Source organism: Rhizobium sp. H4 (assembly GCF_003013335.1).
In the GTDB taxonomy this organism is placed as follows: domain Bacteria; phylum Pseudomonadota; class Alphaproteobacteria; order Rhizobiales; family Rhizobiaceae; genus Rhizobium; species Rhizobium sophoriradicis.
Map to the genome: position 1 here is coordinate 66,996 of NZ_PSOW01000019.1, position 18,823 is coordinate 85,818.

At 60.6% G+C, this 18,823-nt stretch carries 19 protein-coding genes; 12 read left to right on the forward strand and 7 right to left on the reverse strand.

Annotated elements, in window-relative coordinates; all coding sequences use genetic code 11:
- Positions 1 to 148: 148 nt before the first annotated feature.
- From C4N04_RS25765 to C4N04_RS31640, 4 genes are all read left to right on the forward strand, one after another.
- A complete protein-coding gene (locus C4N04_RS25765; protein WP_106797363.1) occupies positions 149 to 1,513 on the forward strand; it encodes a TadE/TadG family type IV pilus assembly protein in 1,365 nt (454 codons plus the stop codon).
- Positions 1,510 to 2,040 (forward strand): TadE/TadG family type IV pilus assembly protein, encoded by a 531-nt coding sequence (locus C4N04_RS25770; RefSeq protein ID WP_106797364.1) that lies wholly within the window; start codon positions 1,510 to 1,512, stop codon positions 2,038 to 2,040. Before C4N04_RS25765 ends, C4N04_RS25770 begins: the two co-directional genes overlap by 4 nt.
- Before the next feature lies 1 nt (position 2,041).
- Positions 2,042 to 2,626 (forward strand): TadE/TadG family type IV pilus assembly protein, encoded by a 585-nt coding sequence (locus C4N04_RS25775; protein ID WP_106797365.1) that lies wholly within the window; start codon positions 2,042 to 2,044, stop codon positions 2,624 to 2,626.
- Positions 2,627 to 2,752: 126 nt separating this feature from the next.
- Entirely contained in the window at positions 2,753 to 2,947 is a 195-nt protein-coding gene (locus C4N04_RS31640) for a hypothetical protein (protein ID WP_096764145.1), read from the forward strand.
- 12 nt (positions 2,948 to 2,959) lie between these two features.
- On the opposite strand, the gene C4N04_RS25780 is transcribed toward C4N04_RS31640, so the two are convergent.
- The gene (locus C4N04_RS25780; RefSeq protein ID WP_077988981.1) at positions 2,960 to 3,799 is read right to left on the reverse strand and encodes a hypothetical protein; all 840 of its coding nucleotides are present in this window, start codon (positions 3,797 to 3,799) and stop codon (positions 2,960 to 2,962) included.
- A gap of 290 nt (positions 3,800 to 4,089) precedes the next feature.
- On the opposite strand from C4N04_RS25780, the gene C4N04_RS25785 reads away from it, so the two are divergent.
- From C4N04_RS25785 to C4N04_RS25795, 3 genes are all read left to right on the forward strand, one after another.
- Positions 4,090 to 4,875, forward strand: coding sequence for a pyrroline-5-carboxylate reductase (locus C4N04_RS25785; RefSeq protein WP_106797366.1), 786 nt, complete (start codon positions 4,090 to 4,092; stop codon positions 4,873 to 4,875).
- On the forward strand, positions 4,838 to 5,323 hold the full coding sequence (locus tag C4N04_RS25790) for a DUF5086 family protein (protein ID WP_245425662.1): 486 nt from the start codon (positions 4,838 to 4,840) through the stop codon (positions 5,321 to 5,323). The genes C4N04_RS25785 and C4N04_RS25790 overlap by 38 nt, the downstream gene beginning before the upstream one ends.
- Before the next feature lie 285 nt (positions 5,324 to 5,608).
- Positions 5,609 to 6,796 (forward strand): hypothetical protein, encoded by a 1,188-nt coding sequence (locus C4N04_RS25795; RefSeq protein WP_106797367.1) that lies wholly within the window; start codon positions 5,609 to 5,611, stop codon positions 6,794 to 6,796.
- Positions 6,797 to 6,879: 83 nt separating this feature from the next.
- Here C4N04_RS25795 and C4N04_RS25800 read toward each other — a convergent pair whose 3' ends face one another.
- Positions 6,880 to 7,428 (reverse strand): cupin domain-containing protein, encoded by a 549-nt coding sequence (locus C4N04_RS25800; RefSeq protein ID WP_009996449.1) that lies wholly within the window; start codon positions 7,426 to 7,428, stop codon positions 6,880 to 6,882.
- 142 nt (positions 7,429 to 7,570) lie between these two features.
- Here C4N04_RS25800 and C4N04_RS25805 point away from each other — a divergent pair, with 142 nt between their 5' ends.
- Positions 7,571 to 8,905, forward strand: a complete 1,335-nt coding sequence (locus C4N04_RS25805) for an aspartate aminotransferase family protein (RefSeq protein WP_106797397.1) — start codon at positions 7,571 to 7,573, stop codon at positions 8,903 to 8,905.
- A gap of 86 nt (positions 8,906 to 8,991) precedes the next feature.
- On the opposite strand, the gene C4N04_RS25810 is transcribed toward C4N04_RS25805, so the two are convergent.
- The 3 genes from C4N04_RS25810 to alr form a co-directional block, all read right to left on the reverse strand.
- The gene (locus C4N04_RS25810) at positions 8,992 to 9,996 is read right to left on the reverse strand and encodes an AraC family transcriptional regulator (RefSeq protein WP_106797368.1); all 1,005 of its coding nucleotides are present in this window, start codon (positions 9,994 to 9,996) and stop codon (positions 8,992 to 8,994) included.
- An 84-nt stretch (positions 9,997 to 10,080) separates the two neighbouring features.
- A complete protein-coding gene (locus C4N04_RS25815; RefSeq protein ID WP_096764139.1) occupies positions 10,081 to 11,349 on the reverse strand; it encodes a D-amino acid dehydrogenase in 1,269 nt (422 codons plus the stop codon).
- Positions 11,350 to 11,379: 30 nt separating this feature from the next.
- Positions 11,380 to 12,513, reverse strand: a complete 1,134-nt coding sequence (gene alr / locus C4N04_RS25820; protein WP_040112373.1) for an alanine racemase — start codon at positions 12,511 to 12,513, stop codon at positions 11,380 to 11,382.
- Positions 12,514 to 12,638: 125 nt separating this feature from the next.
- Here alr and C4N04_RS25825 point away from each other — a divergent pair, with 125 nt between their 5' ends.
- Entirely contained in the window at positions 12,639 to 13,103 is a 465-nt protein-coding gene (locus C4N04_RS25825; RefSeq protein WP_106797369.1) for an Lrp/AsnC family transcriptional regulator, read from the forward strand.
- 16 nt (positions 13,104 to 13,119) lie between these two features.
- Here C4N04_RS25825 and C4N04_RS25830 read toward each other — a convergent pair whose 3' ends face one another.
- Both C4N04_RS25830 and C4N04_RS25835 read right to left on the reverse strand, forming a co-directional pair.
- Complete coding sequence (locus C4N04_RS25830; protein ID WP_040112374.1) at positions 13,120 to 13,845, reverse strand: LuxR family transcriptional regulator; 726 nt, start codon at positions 13,843 to 13,845, stop codon at positions 13,120 to 13,122.
- Positions 13,846 to 14,005: 160 nt separating this feature from the next.
- Positions 14,006 to 14,644, reverse strand: a complete 639-nt coding sequence (locus tag C4N04_RS25835) for an acyl-homoserine-lactone synthase (protein WP_096764136.1) — start codon at positions 14,642 to 14,644, stop codon at positions 14,006 to 14,008.
- 173 nt (positions 14,645 to 14,817) lie between these two features.
- Between C4N04_RS25835 and C4N04_RS25840 the strand changes: the two genes are divergently transcribed.
- The 3 genes from C4N04_RS25840 to C4N04_RS25850 all read left to right on the forward strand — a co-directional run bounded on the left by C4N04_RS25840 (position 14,818) and on the right by C4N04_RS25850 (position 18,808).
- A complete protein-coding gene (locus tag C4N04_RS25840; RefSeq protein ID WP_040112376.1) occupies positions 14,818 to 15,162 on the forward strand; it encodes a helix-turn-helix domain-containing protein in 345 nt (114 codons plus the stop codon).
- Positions 15,163 to 15,412: 250 nt separating this feature from the next.
- The gene (locus C4N04_RS25845; RefSeq protein ID WP_096764135.1) at positions 15,413 to 16,840 is read left to right on the forward strand and encodes a glycoside hydrolase family 15 protein; all 1,428 of its coding nucleotides are present in this window, start codon (positions 15,413 to 15,415) and stop codon (positions 16,838 to 16,840) included.
- 96 nt (positions 16,841 to 16,936) lie between these two features.
- Entirely contained in the window at positions 16,937 to 18,808 is a 1,872-nt protein-coding gene (locus C4N04_RS25850) for a GMC family oxidoreductase (protein WP_096764134.1), read from the forward strand.
- Positions 18,809 to 18,823 lie beyond the last annotated feature (15 nt).

Sequence of the window (18,823 nt, forward strand, 5' to 3'; positions counted from 1 at the left end):
TCCATAATTCGCAGAGATGTACGATAAGCGCAGCAAACAGCCCGCCGCCAGTCCGCTGGCGGCTGCAACTCACAAGATTTAACAAAGACTTCAGCTTCGTTGAAACATCTTGCCATCACGATTTTCATTCCGGCGTGTTGGTGGTTTTTTGAAGTCAGTTTTTTCATCTTCATTGGGTCGATGCTTGCACACGCTTCGCGGTCTCGGAAGCGACAGAACCGGCAATGTCGCGATCGTCGTTGCCCTCAGCCTGGTGCCGATGCTCGTCGCAGTCGGCGCGAGCTTCGACTACATCCGCAGCTACAATGTCCGGCAGAGAATGCAGAGCGACCTTGACGCGGCCCTGATCGCCGCGGTCAAACAGATCGACAATGTCGAGGACGCGGACGCTCTCAAGAAGAAGGTTTCCGACTGGTTCCACGCACAGGTGGACAACAGCTACACGTTGGGTGAGATCGAGATCGATACGGCCAACCACAACATCACGGCGACGGCGAGCGGCACCGTTCCGACCACCTTCATGAAGATCGCCAACATCGAGACCGTCGACGTCAGCGTGGCGAGTGCCGTCAAGGGACCGGCCACCTCCTATCTCAACGTCTATATCGTCATCGACACCTCGCCCTCGATGCTGCTGGCGGCAACGACATCGGGCCAGGCGACGATGTATGCCGGCATCGGATGCCAGTTCGCCTGCCACACCGGCGACGCGCACATGATCGGCAAGAAGACATATGCCAACAACTATGAATACAGCTCGGAAAAGAAGATAAAACTGCGTGCCGATGTCGCCGGCGACGCCGTCCGCGAAGTTCTCGACATGATCGACGAATCCGACGCCAATCATGAACGGATCAAGGTCGGACTCTACAGCCTGGGAGATACGCTCACCGAAGTTCTGACCCCGACGCTGAGCACGGATACGGCGCGTACCCGCTTGGCGGACGCGAGCTACGGCCTCACCAGCTCGACCTCGAAGGCCGCCACCTATTTCGACGTATCGCTTGCAACGCTCAAGCAGAAAGTCGGCGCCGGAGGGGACGGAACCACCTCAGGCTCGCCGCTCAAGCTGGTTCTCCTGCTGACGGACGGCGTGCAGTCGCAGCGCGAATGGGTCACCGACGGAGTGGTATGGAGCAAGGGAAAGGCGATTTCCGGCTCATACTGGAATAAGGTGGCGCCGCTTAATCCCGAGTGGTGCGGCTATCTGAAGAACCAGTCCAATACGATGGCGGTGCTCTATACCGAATATCTGCCGATCACTTCGGACTGGGGCTACAACGCCACCGTCGGCTCGACCATGGCCAGCGCCAACTGGAAGAGCACCTGGGGCGGCACCATGGACAGCGGCGTTTCGAGCAGCATCACGCGGCGGGATTACATCCCCTATGCGCTTGCCGGCTGCGCATCGTCGAAGAGCCTGTTCATCTCGGCATCGTCGTCGTCTGAGATCACGGAAGGCCTGTCGACGCTCTTTACCCAGTACCTCTCTTCCGTCCGGCTGACTCAATGACCGCAAGAAAACGCTTTGCGCCGTTTCGCCGCCTGCTCGGCGATCGCAAGGGGGTGGCCGCGATCGAATTTGCGATCCTGGCCCTGCCGCTCTTCATCATGATATTCGGCATTATCGAAGTGTCGTTGATGTTCTTCGTCAACTCCGCGCTGGACGCTTCGGTTCACAAGATCTCCCGGATGATCCGCACCGGCGAGGTCGCCTCGACCAAGATCACACTGGCCGGATTCAAGAGCAGGATCTGCGACGACATGATTCTGGCCTTCAGCTGCTCCAGCGGTCTCGTCGTCAAGGTCAGCGTGCTTTCCGACCTGTCCTCCGCCACCAGCGCCGATCCTATCGACAACAGCGGCAACCTCACCGTCACCGAGACCTACGATATCGGCAAGGGCAGCGACTACATTCTGGTGCAGGCATTCCTGCCCTGGGGAGCCACCGTCAACTTCTTCAGCCTGTCGAGCGCCAAGCTCTCGAACGGCAGCTATCTCCTCGGATCGTCCGCTCTGTTCCGCAACGAGCCCTTCTGACATGGTGATGAAACGAAGCCTCCCCCTTATCAGCTTCATCAGCTCCCGTATCCGCCGGCTCGCCCGCGACCGTTCGGCGGCTTCCGGCGTGGAATTCGCATTGGTGCTGCCGATCCTGATCGTGTTGCTGTTCGGCACCGTCGATCTCGGCCATGCCCTGACCGTCAGCCGCAAGATAGACGAGATCGCTTCCAGCACGAGCGACATGATCGCCCAGCAGAGCACCTGGGCGAAGACCGACGTCGCTAAGCTTCTCTCCGGCGCAAGCTTCATCCTCCAACCCTATGAAACCACCGGGCTGACTATTATGGTCACGGTCAACGATGTCGACAACAGCGGTAAGGCAACCATCAACTGGTCGGCCGCGTTCAACACCTCGCCGCTTGCTTCCGGCACGGCAAGCGCCATCGACATACCGAAAAAGATACAGGAGACCGGGGTGCAGGTGGTGCTGACCCGCGTGCAATATCGATTGACGACGCCCGTCTCGGCATTCTTTTCAAACTTCACGGGAATGGACAGCTACAGCTTCGACCACCATTTCTTCACGCGTCCCAGGGTCAGCGACACGATCAAATACAATTGAGCCGCAGGCTGCCCGCCATTCAGATCATTGTCGCCGGGCCGACAATGATGCATTGCTTCGGCCGCTCGGCGGGATCGGCTTTTCCAGTGAATCGCAATGCATGATCGTGAATATGAGGAACTTGAAATGACGGCAGGAAGAGGTTCCGGCGGCATACGGCAATTGTCCGCCGTCGTGCCGATCTTGCTGGCCGCGATCGCGAGTTCCCATGCTGTCGTCGACACTGCTCATGCGCGCAATCTGTTGCAGCTCAATCTCGACGGGCCGAAGAAGCCCCGGCTCTGGCTGCGCAGCTACGACTATCACTACAGCCTTTACTGAGTGGAACGAGGCTCACCCGGCGAGCTTGACGATGCCGTAGGGATTGAACTTGAACTCGTCCACTTCATAGGTGGAATCGAACGAGAGCCTGGCCCCGCGCGCCTTGAGCGTCGGATCGAGCCCCTGCTCGCCAATCTCGTCGGCAACCGCATCCATAATGGCAACGACCTTCCTTTCACTGCCGGCGGTCTCCGGCACATAGACTTCCGGCAACCCGACGAGATGGAAGCCGACACTCTCCAGATATCCCCGCGCCGAGAGCGGCCGCTTGGCGAAAGCGAGCCGGCCGATGCGCTGCTGGGCGAGCGGATCTGCCGCTTTCACCGCCTCCGCACCTTGGCCGATCAGCGCTCTCCATCGATCGAGGCCATGGGCGATGCCGGCGCTTTCGCCTTTGACCGCCACCGCTCCCGCCGCGATCAGTCGCTCGACGAGACGCAGCGCGGTCATCGACACCTTCACCGTCTCCGCCTGCGCCATGCTCGGCCCGAGCACATAGAGGACGGACTGATGATCGGCGACGGCTTTCTCATCCGCCTCGTTCCACACATCCGCTTCGACCCGATCCCAGCAGACATCGAACGATCGGCTCATGCGATCATCCGGTTCTGCCTGCGAATATTCCTCGTCGACGCTGAATCCATCGGCGAAGTCCCGAATCGCTTGGGCTGCTGCCTCGGACAAGCGGCTGAGGTCGCGATCCTTCCCGAGGAAACACAGAACATGCCGGGGCGTCACCGAGGACGCCTCCTCCCGGATCGCCGATTCCGGGCTCGCTTCCCCGGCGAAAGCCGGTTTCCAGCCGATCATGGCCCACAAGGACCCCAAGAGCGAGCGACGCAGGATATGCAAGATCGATGCCTCCGTTCGGTCGTATGTTTACAGCCTCCGCTTGTAAACATAAGACGCCCGAAACGAAAGCGGGATCATCGCCGCAGGCGATGCGGGCAGCGCCCGCAAGGCGGACGTGATCAACTTCGAAAGTGTCCGGCGCTCCACTTTTGCTGTGCGCTAAGCGCACGGTTCCACTCGTCGGCTCCAGCCGCTTCTGTTATTCTTTGTCGGCTGCGTGTCGACTGACGACCATGTGTGTCAACAGCGTGTCGACCAAATCGGACCGCTGCGGGCTGCGGAGTAAAAAGGTGATGATCAACAGCATTGGCTTTGTCGGCACCGGCGCGATCACCGAAGCGATGGTTCGCGGGCTTCTAGCCGCACCGGCCTACGCCTCCGAGATCCACGTATCGCCGCGGAGCGCGCACATTGCCGCGACATTGGCCCAGGAGTTCACCGCCGTCAGGATTGCCGGGGACAACCAGACTGTCGTCGATCGCAGCGACATGGTGTTCCTGGCGATCCGGCCGCAGATCGCCGAGGAGGTCGTACGGGCGCTTTCGTTCAGAACCGGCCAGGTGGTCGTCAGCCTCGTTGCAGCGACCGAGCGCCAGGCTCTTCTCAATTGGATCGGTGCCGACGTGCACCTCGTCCAGGCCATCCCCCTGCCCTTCGTCGCGCAGCGCCAAGGCGTCACCGCCATCCTCCCGCCCGATGCCGCCGTCGCGGCCCTGTTCGACACGCTCGGAACCGCTGTCCAGTGCAAGTCGAAAAAGGAATATGATCTGCTCGCGGCGGCGAGCGCAATGATGTCGACCTATTTCGGCATCATGGAAACCGTAGCCGTCTGGCTGGAAAAAAGCGGCCTGGAAAGGCCGAAAGCAAATGCCTACATCGCGCCGCTTTTCGCAAGTCTGGCGCAGAAGGCCAACAGCCCAGGCACCGAGCCGTTCAGCGCGCTGAGCCGCGAATTCGCCACCAAGGGCGGATTGAACGAGCAGGTTCTTTCCGACGTCGACAAGCAGGGCGGCCTTGCTGCGCTGACCGCAGCGCTCGATGGCGTGCTCGCTCGCATCGAGGGCCGCAACAACTGAAGCGCGTGCACCCCAGGCGAAAATCCCTTACCGTCCTTTTCACAGTCACCGCGATTTTAGGCCAGACGATTTCGGCGCGCGCCGAATCGGTGGAGCGACCGACCATCTCCGCCATCATTCTCTCCGTCTCACCTCGGACCGTTGGGCCACCGTCCACAAGGCCCCCGATCCCGGGGAAGACGATCCCTATTACCACGTCGAGGTGATCGAGAAGGAGCGACGCGCGCCGCCGTGGCAATTCAAGCGGCTAACCACCCATGTCGTGGTCACGGCCGATGCGTCGAACAGGAGCCGCTCGCGACAAAAAGCCAGGACCTATTTTTACAAAGATATAGAATTCCGGATCGCCTACCAGAACTGGCGCGCGCAGCCTCGCCTACTGCGGGAGGCGGGTGTTTGCCGCACGACCATCCTCGAATGCGTCGGCCTCGCCGACAAGCGTGACTGATTCCGCTCCACCAACGAAAATTCGCGGTTGCAAAAATCGAAAAAATACAATTTAGCTCTGGCGATGAGTCAGAAAACTACTTTTGCTAGAGAAAATATCTTCGCCCGGCCCCCAGCGGCGGGGTGGCCGAATGTCTCCGGCCTGCCGGCTCCGGCCGATCCCGATCGCGTCACCCCCAATTAGCTGATCTGACGAACCGTGACGTCCCGGCCGCTCTGCGAGCGGAGCGCGGCGGGGCATATTCCATAAATTTCCCGCATCTACTTTCATCACAAGGACATCTCTATGAAGCCTATGCGCAATTTCCACCTGATGATGGCAAGCACCGCGTTCCTGACGCTGGCCGGCCCGGCGCTCGCCCTCGACGGCGCGGATATGATGAAGAAGCTCAGCGCCGCATCCAACGCGGGCGGCACGGTCATCACCTTCGAGAAAGCCGAAGTCGACGGCGACACGGTGACGGCAACAGGCGTCCAGGTGGGATTTGCGAACCTGCCCGGCGACACGCTGAAGATCGGCGACCTCACCTTCGAGGGCGTTGAGGAAAAAGAAGGCGGCGCCTATTACGCCAAGACCCTTTCCTTCCCGGATGTCGATATCAGCCAGGAGGGAGGACGCTTTTCTGCCAAGGAGATTCTGTTCACCGGCCTGACGATTCCCGCCAATGCGACCGGCGAGACGCTGGACGATATCCTCCTCTATGAAACCGCCAGCACCGGGCCGATCGCGCTCAACATCAAGGGCAAGGATGTGCTGGCGATCGAAGCCGTCGAGGCAAATATGGGGCGCCAGGCCGGCGGCTTTGCCTACGACGCCAACGTCGCCGGCTTCAAGGCCGACCTGTCGCAAGTCGAGGACGCAGCTGCCAAGGAGGCCATCGAGAAGCTCGGACTGACGACGCTCGACGGCACCATGACGATGAAGGGAAGCTGGGAAGTCGAAAGCGGCAAGGTTGTCCTCGACGAATATGCTTTCGATTTCAAGAATGTCGGCCGGCTGAACTTCGCCGTCGACTTCTCCGGTTATACGCTCGGCTTCATCAAGTCGCTGCAGGAGGCGGTCAAGACAGCCGAAGCCAATCCGAACAAGGAAGAGGCCAACCAGGCCGCCGGACTTGCGATGATGGGGCTGATGCAGCAGCTGACGTTCAACAGCGCCTCGATCCGCTTCGACGACGCCTCGATCACCAAAAAGGCGCTCGACTATGCCGGTGCGAAGCAGGGCGTCACGGGCGACGAACTGGCACAATCGCTGAAGGCGCTGGTTCCGATGATGATGGCGCAACTCAACATGCCGGAACTGCAAAACCAGATATCGGCGGCCCTCAACACCTATCTCGACGGGCCGAAGAGCCTGACGATCAGCGCCGCTCCGGAAAAGCCCGTTCCCGTGCCGATGATCGTCGGTGCTGCCATGGGTGCGCCGAACACCATTCCTACGGTGCTCGGCGTCAAGGTATCGGCGAACGACTAAGTCAAGATCAACTGCCGGAGGCGGGTCCTTACCGATCCGCCTCCGGAATCATCTTTCCGAAACCACTGCGCGCATTTTCTGAGTCAAAAAGTCGGCGGCGTGCAGGCGCTGATAACCTCACAGGGCACCGGTCCGACGCAGCGGAACCGATGCGGGCGCCGGCTTTCGAAATAATAAGCGTCTCCCGGTCCAAGGATACGCCGCTCGTCGTCGACCGTGACCTCGAGTCTTCCCGAGAGCACGATCCCACCCTCCTCCCCTTCGTGTACAAGGGGAATTTTTCCGGTGTCGGCACCCGGCTGGTAGCATTCCTTCAGCATCTGCAGGCTGCGCCCGAACAGGGTTTCACCGACCTGCTTGTAGGAAATGGCACCCTTGCCGATCTCCACCAGTTCCTCGGCGGCGTAGAAGGCCTTTTTCGGACGCTCCGGTTCAAAGGCAAAGAACTCCGCCAGCCCGATCGGAATGCCGTCGAGGATTCGCTTCAGCGCTCCGACCGAAGGATTGGAGGCGTTCGATTCGATCAGTGAGATCGTCGAGTTCGGCACACCGGTGCGTTTGGCGAGCTCACGCTGGGAAAGCTTGTGGGCGAGGCGCAGATGGCGAAGGCGGCTGCCGATGTCGACTGACATGATGGATCCGTTTGCGTTGTCCAGAATATCGCAAAAACTATCTTGTTCGTTGTTGAATTTCAATAACTTGCATCACCAAAGAAAAGGACTTGTTTGAAGGATGGAAATTGCCATTCTCCAGGCGATTTCAAAGGAGGCCAGGATGGACCAGATCAGCAAGACGAACGCGCCCGTACTCGAAAATTTCTGGATGCCGTTCACCGCCAACCGGCAATTCAAGGCCGCGCCGCGCCTGCTGGCTGCTGCCGAAGGGATGTATTACACCGACGTCGATGGAAATCGGGTGCTGGACGGCACCGCTGGGCTCTGGTGCTGCAACGCCGGCCACGGCCGCAGGAAGATCGCCCAGGCGGTCGAGCGGCAGCTTGCCACGCTCGACTATGCGCCGACCTTCCAGATGGGGCATCCGATCGCCTTCGACTTCGCCGCCAAGCTCGCCGCCAACGCACCGGGCGGGGCTGACGCCGAGCTCGATAGGGTCTTCTTCACCGGCTCAGGTTCGGAATCGGTCGATACCGCTCTGAAGATCGCCATCGCCTATCAGCGCGCCATCGGCCAGGGTACGCGCACCCGGATCATCGGCCGCGAAAAAGGCTATCACGGTGTCGGCTTCGGCGGCATTTCCGTCGGTGGTCTCGTCAACAATCGGCGGGTCTTCCCGCAGATCCCGGCCGATCACATGCGCCATACGCTGGACATCGGGCGCAACGCGTTTTCGAAGGGGCTTCCCGCCCATGGCGTCGAACTGGCGGATGATCTCGAGCGCCTGGTGCAGTTGCACGGCGCTGAAACCATCGCAGCCGTCATCGTCGAGCCGATGTCGGGGTCGGCGGGTGTTGTCCTGCCGCCGAAGGGATATCTGGAGAAGCTGCGCGCCACTGCCGACAAGTACGGCATCCTGCTGATCTTTGATGAGGTCATCACCGGTTTCGGCCGTCTCGGCACACCTTTCGCGGTCGATTACTTCGGCGTCGTACCCGATCTCGTCACCACGGCGAAGGGCCTCACCAACGGCGCCGTTCCCATGGGCGCGGTCTTTGCCAGCCGCAAGGTCTATGACGGGCTGATGGTCGGACCGGAAAATGCGATCGAGCTCTTCCACGGCTATACCTATTCCGGCCACCCGGTCGCCTGCGCAGCCGGGCTCGCGACCCTCGAAATCTATGAGGAAGAAGGGCTGCTGACCCGCGCAGCCGAGCTGGCAGAATATTGGCAGGAAGCCCTCCACTCACTGAAAGGCCTCGCGCACGTCACCGACATCCGCAACCTCGGACTGGTTGGCGCGATCGAACTGGCGCCGCGTGACGGCGCTCCCGGAACACGCGCCTACGACGTCTTCGTCGACTGCTTCAACAAGGGACTGCTGATCCGTGTGACCGGCGACATCATCGCCCTGTCTCCACCGCTGATCATCGAGAAGGACCAGATCGACACGCTCGTCTCGACGCTTGGGGATGCCCTGAAACGCGCGGCCTAGATCTGCATCCGGCGCCCGCAATTCCCGTCGGCGATCGGATGCTCGGTCCGTCGCCGATGGAACCATCCGGCACGCCGAGGCGGAGTTCAGCGCTTCAAGGTCTGCGATGGCAGTTGACCGAAGCGCTTCCTGTATTCGGCGGCGAAACGGCCAAGATGGGTAAATCCCCATCTGAGCGCGATATCGGCGACGGCCTGCTTCGCACCGGATTCGAGCAGGTCGCGATGGGCAGCGGCCATTCGGATTTCATGGAGGTAGGCGATCGGGGTGGTATTCCTGAATTGCCGGAAACCTTGCTGCAAAGTCCGAATGCTGACCTTGGCTGCCGTCGCGATCTCGCTGAGCGAGATCGGCTCCGCGATGTGCGCATGCATGAAATCGATGGCCCATTTCACATGGCGCGGAGTCGGCGCCGGCGCTGGAAGCGTCAGCTCGTTCGAATAGCGATGCGGAAAGGCCTCGAGAAGCAGGTAGACCGTCGCGTCGCAAAGCGCGCTGACGGCCAGCGGCGACTCCTGCAACAGCCCGCCCCCGCCAAGTCCGCGATACAGATTCGTAACGAGTTGTTGCAACAACAGCCCCGGGCCGGCCGTCAGACCGATATGGGGATGAAAATCGGCGTCACCGGTGATCGTTCGCTCGAACATATGGGTGAGATGCCGGTTGATCCTCTCCTGATCGACGAACAAACCGAGATGACGGCGAGGGCCGAGCAGTTGGGCGCCGGTGGCGCGACCTGCTCCCAGAATGGTGCCGCGACCTGGACCTGAATGGATCGGCTCCTGCCCGGCATCGAAGACCGCATCTCCCTCCACCGGCAGGAATATGATCACTTTGCTAGTCGGCGCCTCCCGCCTGAGCGAGATCGCGCCCTCATAGGCGCAGTCGGCTATGGACAGATTTCCCGCCGAGACGAAATTGCATCGATATGCAATGGAGGCATTGGCTTGCGCCGCAACCTTGATCGGAGAGGCCGATGACGACAATATTTCCGACAGGGCATCCGGGTCTGTTCCGGTGTATGCCGTTTCCGAAAACGACGGGCTTTGCACTGCCGGATAAAGGAAGTGCCTATCGGAACTAACGGACATTCACGACCTCACGACTATTCCAGCGAGTAATAATCGATTCTCTCCAATAAAATCTGTTCTTTTTTGCGTTACCTCGGCGGGATTTCACGCGTAGCGGCTGACCGCAAGATCCCGCGCATCGATCTCAGGCGTACGGGCGCCGACGAGGTCGCTGATGAGCCTTGCCGAACCGGTGCTCATTGTCCAGCCGAGCGTGCCGTGACCGGTATTGAGGAAGAGGCCGACGATCTTCGTGGGGCCGATGACCGGCGTGCCATCCGGTGTCATCGGGCGCAGACCCGACCAGAAGGAGGCCTTGGACACATCGCCGCCGGGGAAAAGATCGGTGACGGAATGCTCGAGCGTGCTGCGGCGGGCGAGGCCGAGATCGTTGGTGTAGCCCGAGATTTCAGCCATGCCGCCGACGCGGATGCGCTCGCCGAGCCGGGTGATGGCGATCTTGTAGGTTTCGTCCATGACGGTCGATTCCGGCGCGCGCGAGGCGTCGGTGATCGGGATGGTGAGCGAATAGCCCTTGACCGGATAGACCGGCAGGCTGATGCCGAACGGCTTGAGCAGCAGTGGCGAATAGCTGCCGAGCGCAACCACCACCGCGTCCGCGCTCATCCGTTCGCGCTCGCGATCGGGATCGCGAGCGGTGACGACCCCACGCACCCGGCCGGCTTCGACGTCCAGCGCCTTGATCGTCGTGCCGTAGGCGAAGCGGACGCCGAGCGCTTCGGCTTTGGCGGCCAGCGCATTGGTGAATTTGAAACAGTCGCCGGTCTCGTCCTTGGGCGTCAGAAGGCCGCCGACGATCTTGTCGCGCACGTGCCTTAGCGCCGGTTCGACGCGGATGCAGCCGTCCCGGTCCAGCACCTCATAGGGAATGCCGTCGGCTGCCAGCGCCTTGACATCTTTCGCCGAGGCATCGAGCTGCTGCTGCGTGCGGAACAGCTGCAGGGTTCCCTGCATGCGTTCGTCATAGGCGATTCCGGTTTCGGCGCGAAGCTCGGCGAGCGCGATGCGGCTGTAATCGGCAAGGCGCAGCATGCGGCTCTTGTTGATCGCGTAACGCTCGGAGGTGCAGTTGGACAGCATCCTCGTCATCCAGGCGAGCATGGCCATGTCGAGTTTCGGGCGCAGGATGAGCGGCGCATGTTTCATGACCAGCCATTTCATGGCCTTGGCAGGAATGCCGGGGGCAGCCCATGGCGAGCAATAACCGAAGGAGACCTCGCCGGCATTGGCAAAGCTCGTCTCCAGCGCCGGCCCCGATTGCCGGTCGACGACGGTAACCTCATGACCTGATTTGGCCAGCTGATAGGCGGATGTGACGCCGACGATGCCGGCACCCAGAACGATGACTTTCATGATTTCCTCAAGAACAATGCCGGCCGGCTCTCAGCAATATTGCCTGTCGTAACGATCGCCCAGACCGGTTAGTATTTCGTAAGATATCGTTCCGGCATCGCCAGCCACGTCATCGAGCGTCTGGTTGGGACCAAGCACTTCGACGAGGCTGCCGAGGCTCAGCGCCCCTTCGGGCAAAGCCGTGATGTCGACGGTCGTGCTGTCCATCGACACGCGCCCCACGATCGGCAGACGGATGCCCTTGTGATAAACGGCGCCGCGGTCGCCGAGACTGCGCGGCAGGCCGTCGGCGTAACCGGCGGCGATGGTGGCGAGGCGGGTTTGCCTGCGCGTCACATGCGCGCCGCCATAACCGATCTTGGCGCCTGAAGGTACGGTGCGCGTCTGCACGACCGCGACATCCAGCCTGACGACCGGTTCCATCGGGTTGTTACCGCCGGCATTCGGTGCGCCGCCATAAAGGGCGATGCCCGGGCGGGCGAGCACACCATGATAGGCATCGCCGAGAAAGACGCCGCCGGAATTGGCGAAGGAGATATCGAAGCCGGGAAATTCATCGGCAATGCGCGCCATCTCGGCAATCTGTTCGCCGTTCTGGCTGCTCTCCAGCTCGTCGGCGCAGGCCAGGTGGCTCATGATGAACAGGATTTCGACATTGACGCCGTCGCGGATGGCTGCCGCCAATTCGGCTCGCTCTTCCCAGGGAAAACCGAGCCGCGACATGCCGGTGTCGAACTGCAAAACGGCCGGCAGGCTGCGCTTCAGCCGACGCGCCGTCGCCGACCATTGCCGCCACTGCGCGAGCGAATTGAGAACCGGAATAATGCCGCTTTCGGCGCAGGCGAGCTCGTTGCCGGGCTGCAAGCCGTTCAGCACGAATATCTGAGCACCCTCAGCAAGGGCCGGCCGCAGCCTTACGGCCTCGACGAACTGGGCGACGAAGAAATGCCTGCACCCCTGATCGTAGAGCGTTTGGGCGACCCGCTCAGCCCCGAGGCCATAAGCATCGGCCTTGACGACGGCTCCCGCGCGGACCGGCGCCAGCATCGATGCAAGCTTCGAATAATTGCGGCCGAGCGCGGCAAGATCGATCGTCAGATAGCCCGTGGCTCCCTGCGTGATCGTAGCGGTGCGTGCGCGGGAAACCAAAATATCGCTATCCATGTCCACCCCATCTCGATATCAGCAGCTTATGAAATAATGAGCGAAATTGCCGATGATTTTGTCGCTTAATATTGCGCATACTGCACATTATTCGCATAATCAGCCAAGATGTGAAGGAAACCGTCATGCCCGCCCTCGACACGGTCGACCGCGCTATCCTCAGGCTGTTGCGTCTTGACGCGCGCATGAGCAACGCCAAACTCGCCGCCGAGATTGGGCTTTCGCCGTCGGCCTGCCTCAGACGCATCAAGATCATGGAAAAATCAGGCGTCATTCGCGGCTATACGGCGCTGGTGGATACCGGCAATGCGGATGAGACGATCGCCGTGATCATCAACATCACCCTCGAACGGCAGACGGAGGATCATCTCGATCGCTTCGAAGCGGCGGTGCGTCGGCATCCGGAAATCCGCGAATGTTTTCTGATGACCGGCGGATCTGACTACCTGCTGCGCGTGGAGGTTGCCAGTGCGGGCGAGTTCGAACGGATTCACAAGGAGATATTGTCGACCCTGCCCGGCGTCCTCCGGATTCATTCCAGCTTCTCGATCCGCAATGTTCTGGCGACGCGCACGCGGGGCAGGCGCTGAACCGCCATCCGCTAGCCTAGATCAACTCCAGCGCCGTGGCCTTGGCGACCGCCTCGCTCGTGGTGGCAACGGTCAGCTTCCGGCGCGCCGAGGCGAGATAGAGTTGCACCGCACTGATCGAAATGCACAACCGGGCGGAAATCTGCTTTGCCAGAAAGCCGCTGGCCGTCATCTCCAGACATTGCAGTTCGCGGCGCGACAAATGCGGAACATCCGCAATCTCCCTCATGCCGGCCAGCACCATGGCCCTGTCATGGAGATGATGGGCGAGAAACTGGAGGTCGCGCATGCTGTCCATACGGAACTGCCGCCAATAGGTGTCGGGGTGATTGGAGGTCACCGTAAACAGCGATCGCTCCCCCTGAGGTCCCCGCACCGGCAGAGTAACGCCTTGCCGGCCGACGCCGTAGGCCATCGCCTCCTTGAAGAAGCCATAGGCCTTGCCCGAATCCCATTTGGACGCAGACCACTCTACGGGCAGGAAGCCACGTCGGCCGAGACGTACGACAGGGTCGATGCTGAAGTAATCCCGGGCACGATATTGCTTCACCCACTCGGGCGGGTAGGTCAGCATCAGCAATGGATTGCTGACCGTCGCCCCCGATGAGCGGGTCACGTGCAAAACCATATGCGATATCGCATAGATGTGGCGGACTTCATCCAGCGCTGCTTCCAGATCCTGCAATGTCGGCGATGCGGAGATCCGGTCCAGACAGTAGAAAAAACGAGAACTGCTCAGCATGAGATGGACTCGTGATTGCGTTGTTTCATAACTGCTCGCCATGGTAACATTTCGCGATTACCGAGAACAGATACTTTTTTGGCAACCATGACGCGATGTGAAGAACAGGTTAAAGAGCTCGCGAGATCTCCTATGCTGGGCGGCGGGACCGCGACTGAGCTTACCCCACGCCGCCATCGACAAGGGCTCCGGCACTATAGGAAGAGGCTTGCTCCAGAAGTCGGGACAGGTTGGCCCGCAGTGTCCGACAATTGTCCGCCGTCACATCCCATAGGCCAACATACAGCTTGCCGATCTCGGGCCGGGATCGGGCAAGCGGCATCGGCCTCCAGCCGATCCTCCGGTACACAGCAACCATCGCGGCGTCATAGACGCCGACAATGCTCTCGATACCGGTGTCGAGGGCAAGATCGCAAAGCCCTGAGAGCAGTTCCGTGGCGACTGCGCGCGATTGCTCAATGTGTCCGGCATGCGGATGAAGGCAAAAGCGGGTACATTCCCAGGTCGTCGGGCTATCGACGTCGATAGGCTGATCGAAGAAATGCCGGAACTCGCTTTTGAGCATCGTCGCTCCGGTGGTCGGCAGCAGGCGCAGCGAACCCGTCAGCGTGCCGGAAGGTCGTTGCGTGACGAGATAGACGGGATCTTCGGCCTCGTCGTATCGGTCCCTCTCCCATTGATCCCGGACATCGACCTGCCATCCCAGCCGATCGCGAAAAACGGCGGCGCGAGCCCGGAACATTTCATCAAATGCACCTCGATCGGTCTCGAGCATGTCTTTGGTGAGTATCCGCAACATATCCGTCCCTCCTGATGTGCTGACGTTTCACAACAGGAGGCCGAGCGGGAGCAATCTGGATATTTCACCAGGTTGACCGGTGCTTGGCTTTGCCTTCCCTTCCATAAGAAGTTTCTGATGTTCGTCGATCGGAAGCTCTTGGTAATTTGACGCAACAACGGGGAGGATTGTTGATGACCCATGACATGGCGCGCGGCAGACGTATTCGAGAGGCGATATCCCGCGGCAAGTTCCGGAAAGTTCACGCCCTGGCGGCCGAACTGGACGTGTCCGTCGCCGCCGTCTCACGCTGGCAGAATGGCGGACATACCTCGCTGGAAAGCGCCTGCGCGCTCGCCGACCTGCTGGATGTCTCCCTCGACTGGCTGTTGCTCGGGCGCGGCACGATGGACTGGCATAGGAACAGCGCGATCTCCGCCACGGAATTGCAAATGGTTCTGGCGTTGCGCAACCGGTCTGCGGCAACACGGTCCAATCTCGTCGGCCTGGTCGAATCCATCCCGCCGGAGCATGCGTAACGCCAAGCGCAATTCTCCGAGATTAATTGACCTGAGCTCAACGGCTTCAGGTTGCTAAATGGCAGATCGTCGACGATCTTTCTAGCTAAAGGTTCAATTGCAGCAAGGGCAGGATGGCCAACCACCCAGCCCTCCGCAGAGACCTTGTGTTCACGCTCGCCGCCCATTCGGCCGCAATATTTCGCTCATCCGGGTTCGGAATTTTCTCGATCTGGACCCGGCAAGTCTCAACCGATCTTGGAGTCAGTCAATGACAGTTGCGCTTTGGAGTCAGTCAATGACGGGTGCGAACCCGGCCCATATCGGCGCCAATGCGCCTACGGTCAAACCACGGCCTGCCTTCGCGCAGACCGATCTGGTCGCATTGTCACGCTATTTTTCTCTTCTGATGATGCGCAACATCACCAGCGATGGCTATGTCATCGAGGATCCCACATCGCCCGGCGTCTTTTCGGCCCCGGGCTGCGTCATCGCCGCACCCTCCTATCCAGCGAACACGCCGGGTGTGGACCAGGACTATGTTTTCAACTGGGTCCGCGACGGGGCGATTACGGCGATCGAGATCGCGCTTGCCGGCTTGCTGCCCGTTCCGGGCGGAATTTTGCCAAGCCTGGTCGACTATGTGAAGTTCGCCGCGCTCTGCCAAGCGAATGCGAAGAATTCCGACACCGTCACACTTGGCCACGCCTGCTTCACCATCACCGGCGAGGTTCGCCCGTGGTCGGAGCAGAATGACGGGCCGGCCATTCAGTCGATTGCGATCCTGACCCTGTTCGATCAGCTGGATGGCGCCACGCAGACGATCGCCAAACAACTGGTCCAGGCCAACCTCGCTTATCTTCTCGAAGTTTACCAGAACAAGACCACAAATCTCTGGGAGGAGTATGAGGGGTATTCGTTTTTCGCAAGAGCCGTACAGCTGCGCTTTTTCCGCGAAGTTTCCACAAACACGATCGGCATTGCGGTGCCTGCCGGGGTATCGGATGCCATCTCCTGGCTGGAAACCCAGCTGGCAACCCACTGGAACGGGCAGCTCTATGTGAGCATTCTGGATGCCGCGGAGCAAGCCGGTTACGACGCGAACATCGATATCGTCTCTTCGGTCTGCTATGGCGGGATCGAGCCAACCGATACCAAGCTTCTGGCAACGGCGGCCATCCTGCGGCGCCAGTGGGCCGATCCTTCGTCTTCGACCTATTACCCGGTCAATGGCGCCGACGCGGCCAACGGGCTCGGACCACTCTTCGGGCGCTATCCGGGCGACTATTACGATGGCGATGTGGCGGCTCCGGTTGCCGGCGGGCATCCTTGGGCTCTGTGCACCGCCAACTTCGCCGAGTTTCAATATCGGCTTGCCAATGCCATCGATGCCAGCGGCGCCATCCCCCTCGATCAGTTCTCCGAACCCTTCTTCGCGGAACTGGGACTTGGCGCATCCAGCAGCGCCGCCGATGCGTCGGCTGCCTTGCGGGCTTCGTCTGACGCCATGCTGCGCGCCATCGTCTATCACAGCGATCACTATGAGCTGAGCGAACAGTTCGATGGAACCGTTGGCTACGAGAAAAGCGTCCGGAATCTGACCTGGAGCTATGCCTCCTTCCTCTCGGCAGTCAGAGCCCGCGCCGCCGCGCCGGCCGCCAAGTCCAAGCCCCGAAACTCTCGCGGCCCGAAATCATGACGATTGAAGGCCGCAGGGCCTGAAATCTCGATCGAGTCCAGAACGGCATGGTTCGCAAAGCCCTGATCGGCTTTCCGGGATTAATGGAGGACCAAAGTGCTTTTTCCCCTCGAATCGGCAATAAGAGCCGATGCCAAGACCGTCGCAGAGTCTGGCGACTACGATATCGTGATCGTCGGCAGCGGCATTTCCGGAGCAATCATTGCCAAGCAGGCTGCGGAAGCGGGCAAACGTGTCCTTATCCTTGAAGCCGGAACCGGTTCCAATGTCACTCTGGCAGGCTACGACAATCTACTGACGACCTTCTATTCGGCAGCCTCGAAGGACAACCAGTCGCCCTTTCCGCTAAATGCGAACGCGGCCATACCCCGCAGCCCGCAGCTTCGCAAGCTGCAGGCGGGGGAAACCGATAGCTCGAACTATATCGTTCAATCCGGCCCTTATGTCAGTGATACGGTATATACCCGTATTTTCGGCGGAACGACCATGCACTGGGAGGCGAAAACGCCCCGTCTGCTTCGCTCCGATTTCAAAACGCGCACGCTTTTCGGCCACGGGCTGGACTGGCCGCTGAGCTTTGAGGAAGTCGAGGAGGATTACCGCCTGGCCGAGCGGGAAATCGGCGTATCGGCGAATGTCGAAGATCAGCAATATCTCGGGCAGACCTTCCCGGACGACTATGTCTTTCCCATGCGCGGCCTGCCGCTTTCCTATCTGGATCAGCAGGTCAACAAGGGCATCGAGGGCACCAGCGTCGAACTTTACGACAAGACCTATCCCCTGAAGGTCAGGCCCTTTCCGCAGGGGCGCAACGGCATACCAAACCCGGCCTATGACGGTGGGAAGGGCTACCGTCCAATCGGCGCGGTCGATACGCATCAGGTCGAAGAGGGCGGTCGCTGCCAGGGCAACACCAACTGCGTACCGCTCTGTCCCGTGCAAGCGCGCTACCACTCCGGCAAAACGCTTGCCAAGGCGTTCGCGGTAAACGGGAAAGGCGGCGAGCGGCTTGTCGAAATGTTACCGCAGGCGGTCGCATCGAAGGTCAACATCGATCCGGATAGCGGGAAAGTCCGCTCTCTCGAGGTCAAGATTTACAAGGACCCGGCCTCACCGGCCCATGAGACCATCACCGTGAAGGGTAAGGTTTTCGTGCTTGCGGCAGGCGCCATCGAAACGGCGCGTCTCATGCTGGCCTCCGGCCTGCGCAGCACCAGCGGTCTTGTCGGACGCAATCTGATGGACCACGCCTACCTGCTGAACTGGGCGCTGATGCCTGAGATCTGCGGCACAATGCGCGGAACCAGTTCGACGGGCGGTATCGTCGACCTGCGGGACGGCCCCTTCCGGGAAAAGCAGGCCGCCTTCGCCATCGATATCCATAACGACGGCTGGGGTTGGGCCACGGGTGCGCCGACCTCCGACCTTCTGGAGTTGGTGGATGATCGCAACCTCTACGGGGCCGATCTTCGGCGCGGCATGGTCGACCAGGTTTCGCGGCAGTTGCTGCTGGCGTTCATGATCGAGGTCATGCCCGTCGACAGCAACCGCATCACGGTGGATCCGCAATATACCGATGCTCTGGGCAACATGCGGCCCATCCTGTCCTTCACGGTTCCGGAATATACCATGAAGGGCGCCGCCTATGGCCGCCAGTTTGCGCGCACCGTCTTTGCGCGCCTGGGCGCGCAGGATCATACCCAGTACGACCCCAGCGATTACGGCTATGTGGCCTATGAGGGACAAGGCTATGCGATCCGCGGCGGCAATCATCTGGCCGGCACCCATATCATGGGAACGACGAAGACCAATTCCGTCGTGGACAAAAACCAGCGCAGTTGGGACCACGAAAATCTCTATCTCGTGGGCGGCGGCAGCATGCCGACGATCGGCACGGCCAATGTCACCTTGACGCTGGCCGCCATGTGCTTCCGCAGCGGTCGCGACATTCTGAAGTCTCTGCATTGAACGAAGACCGGCATC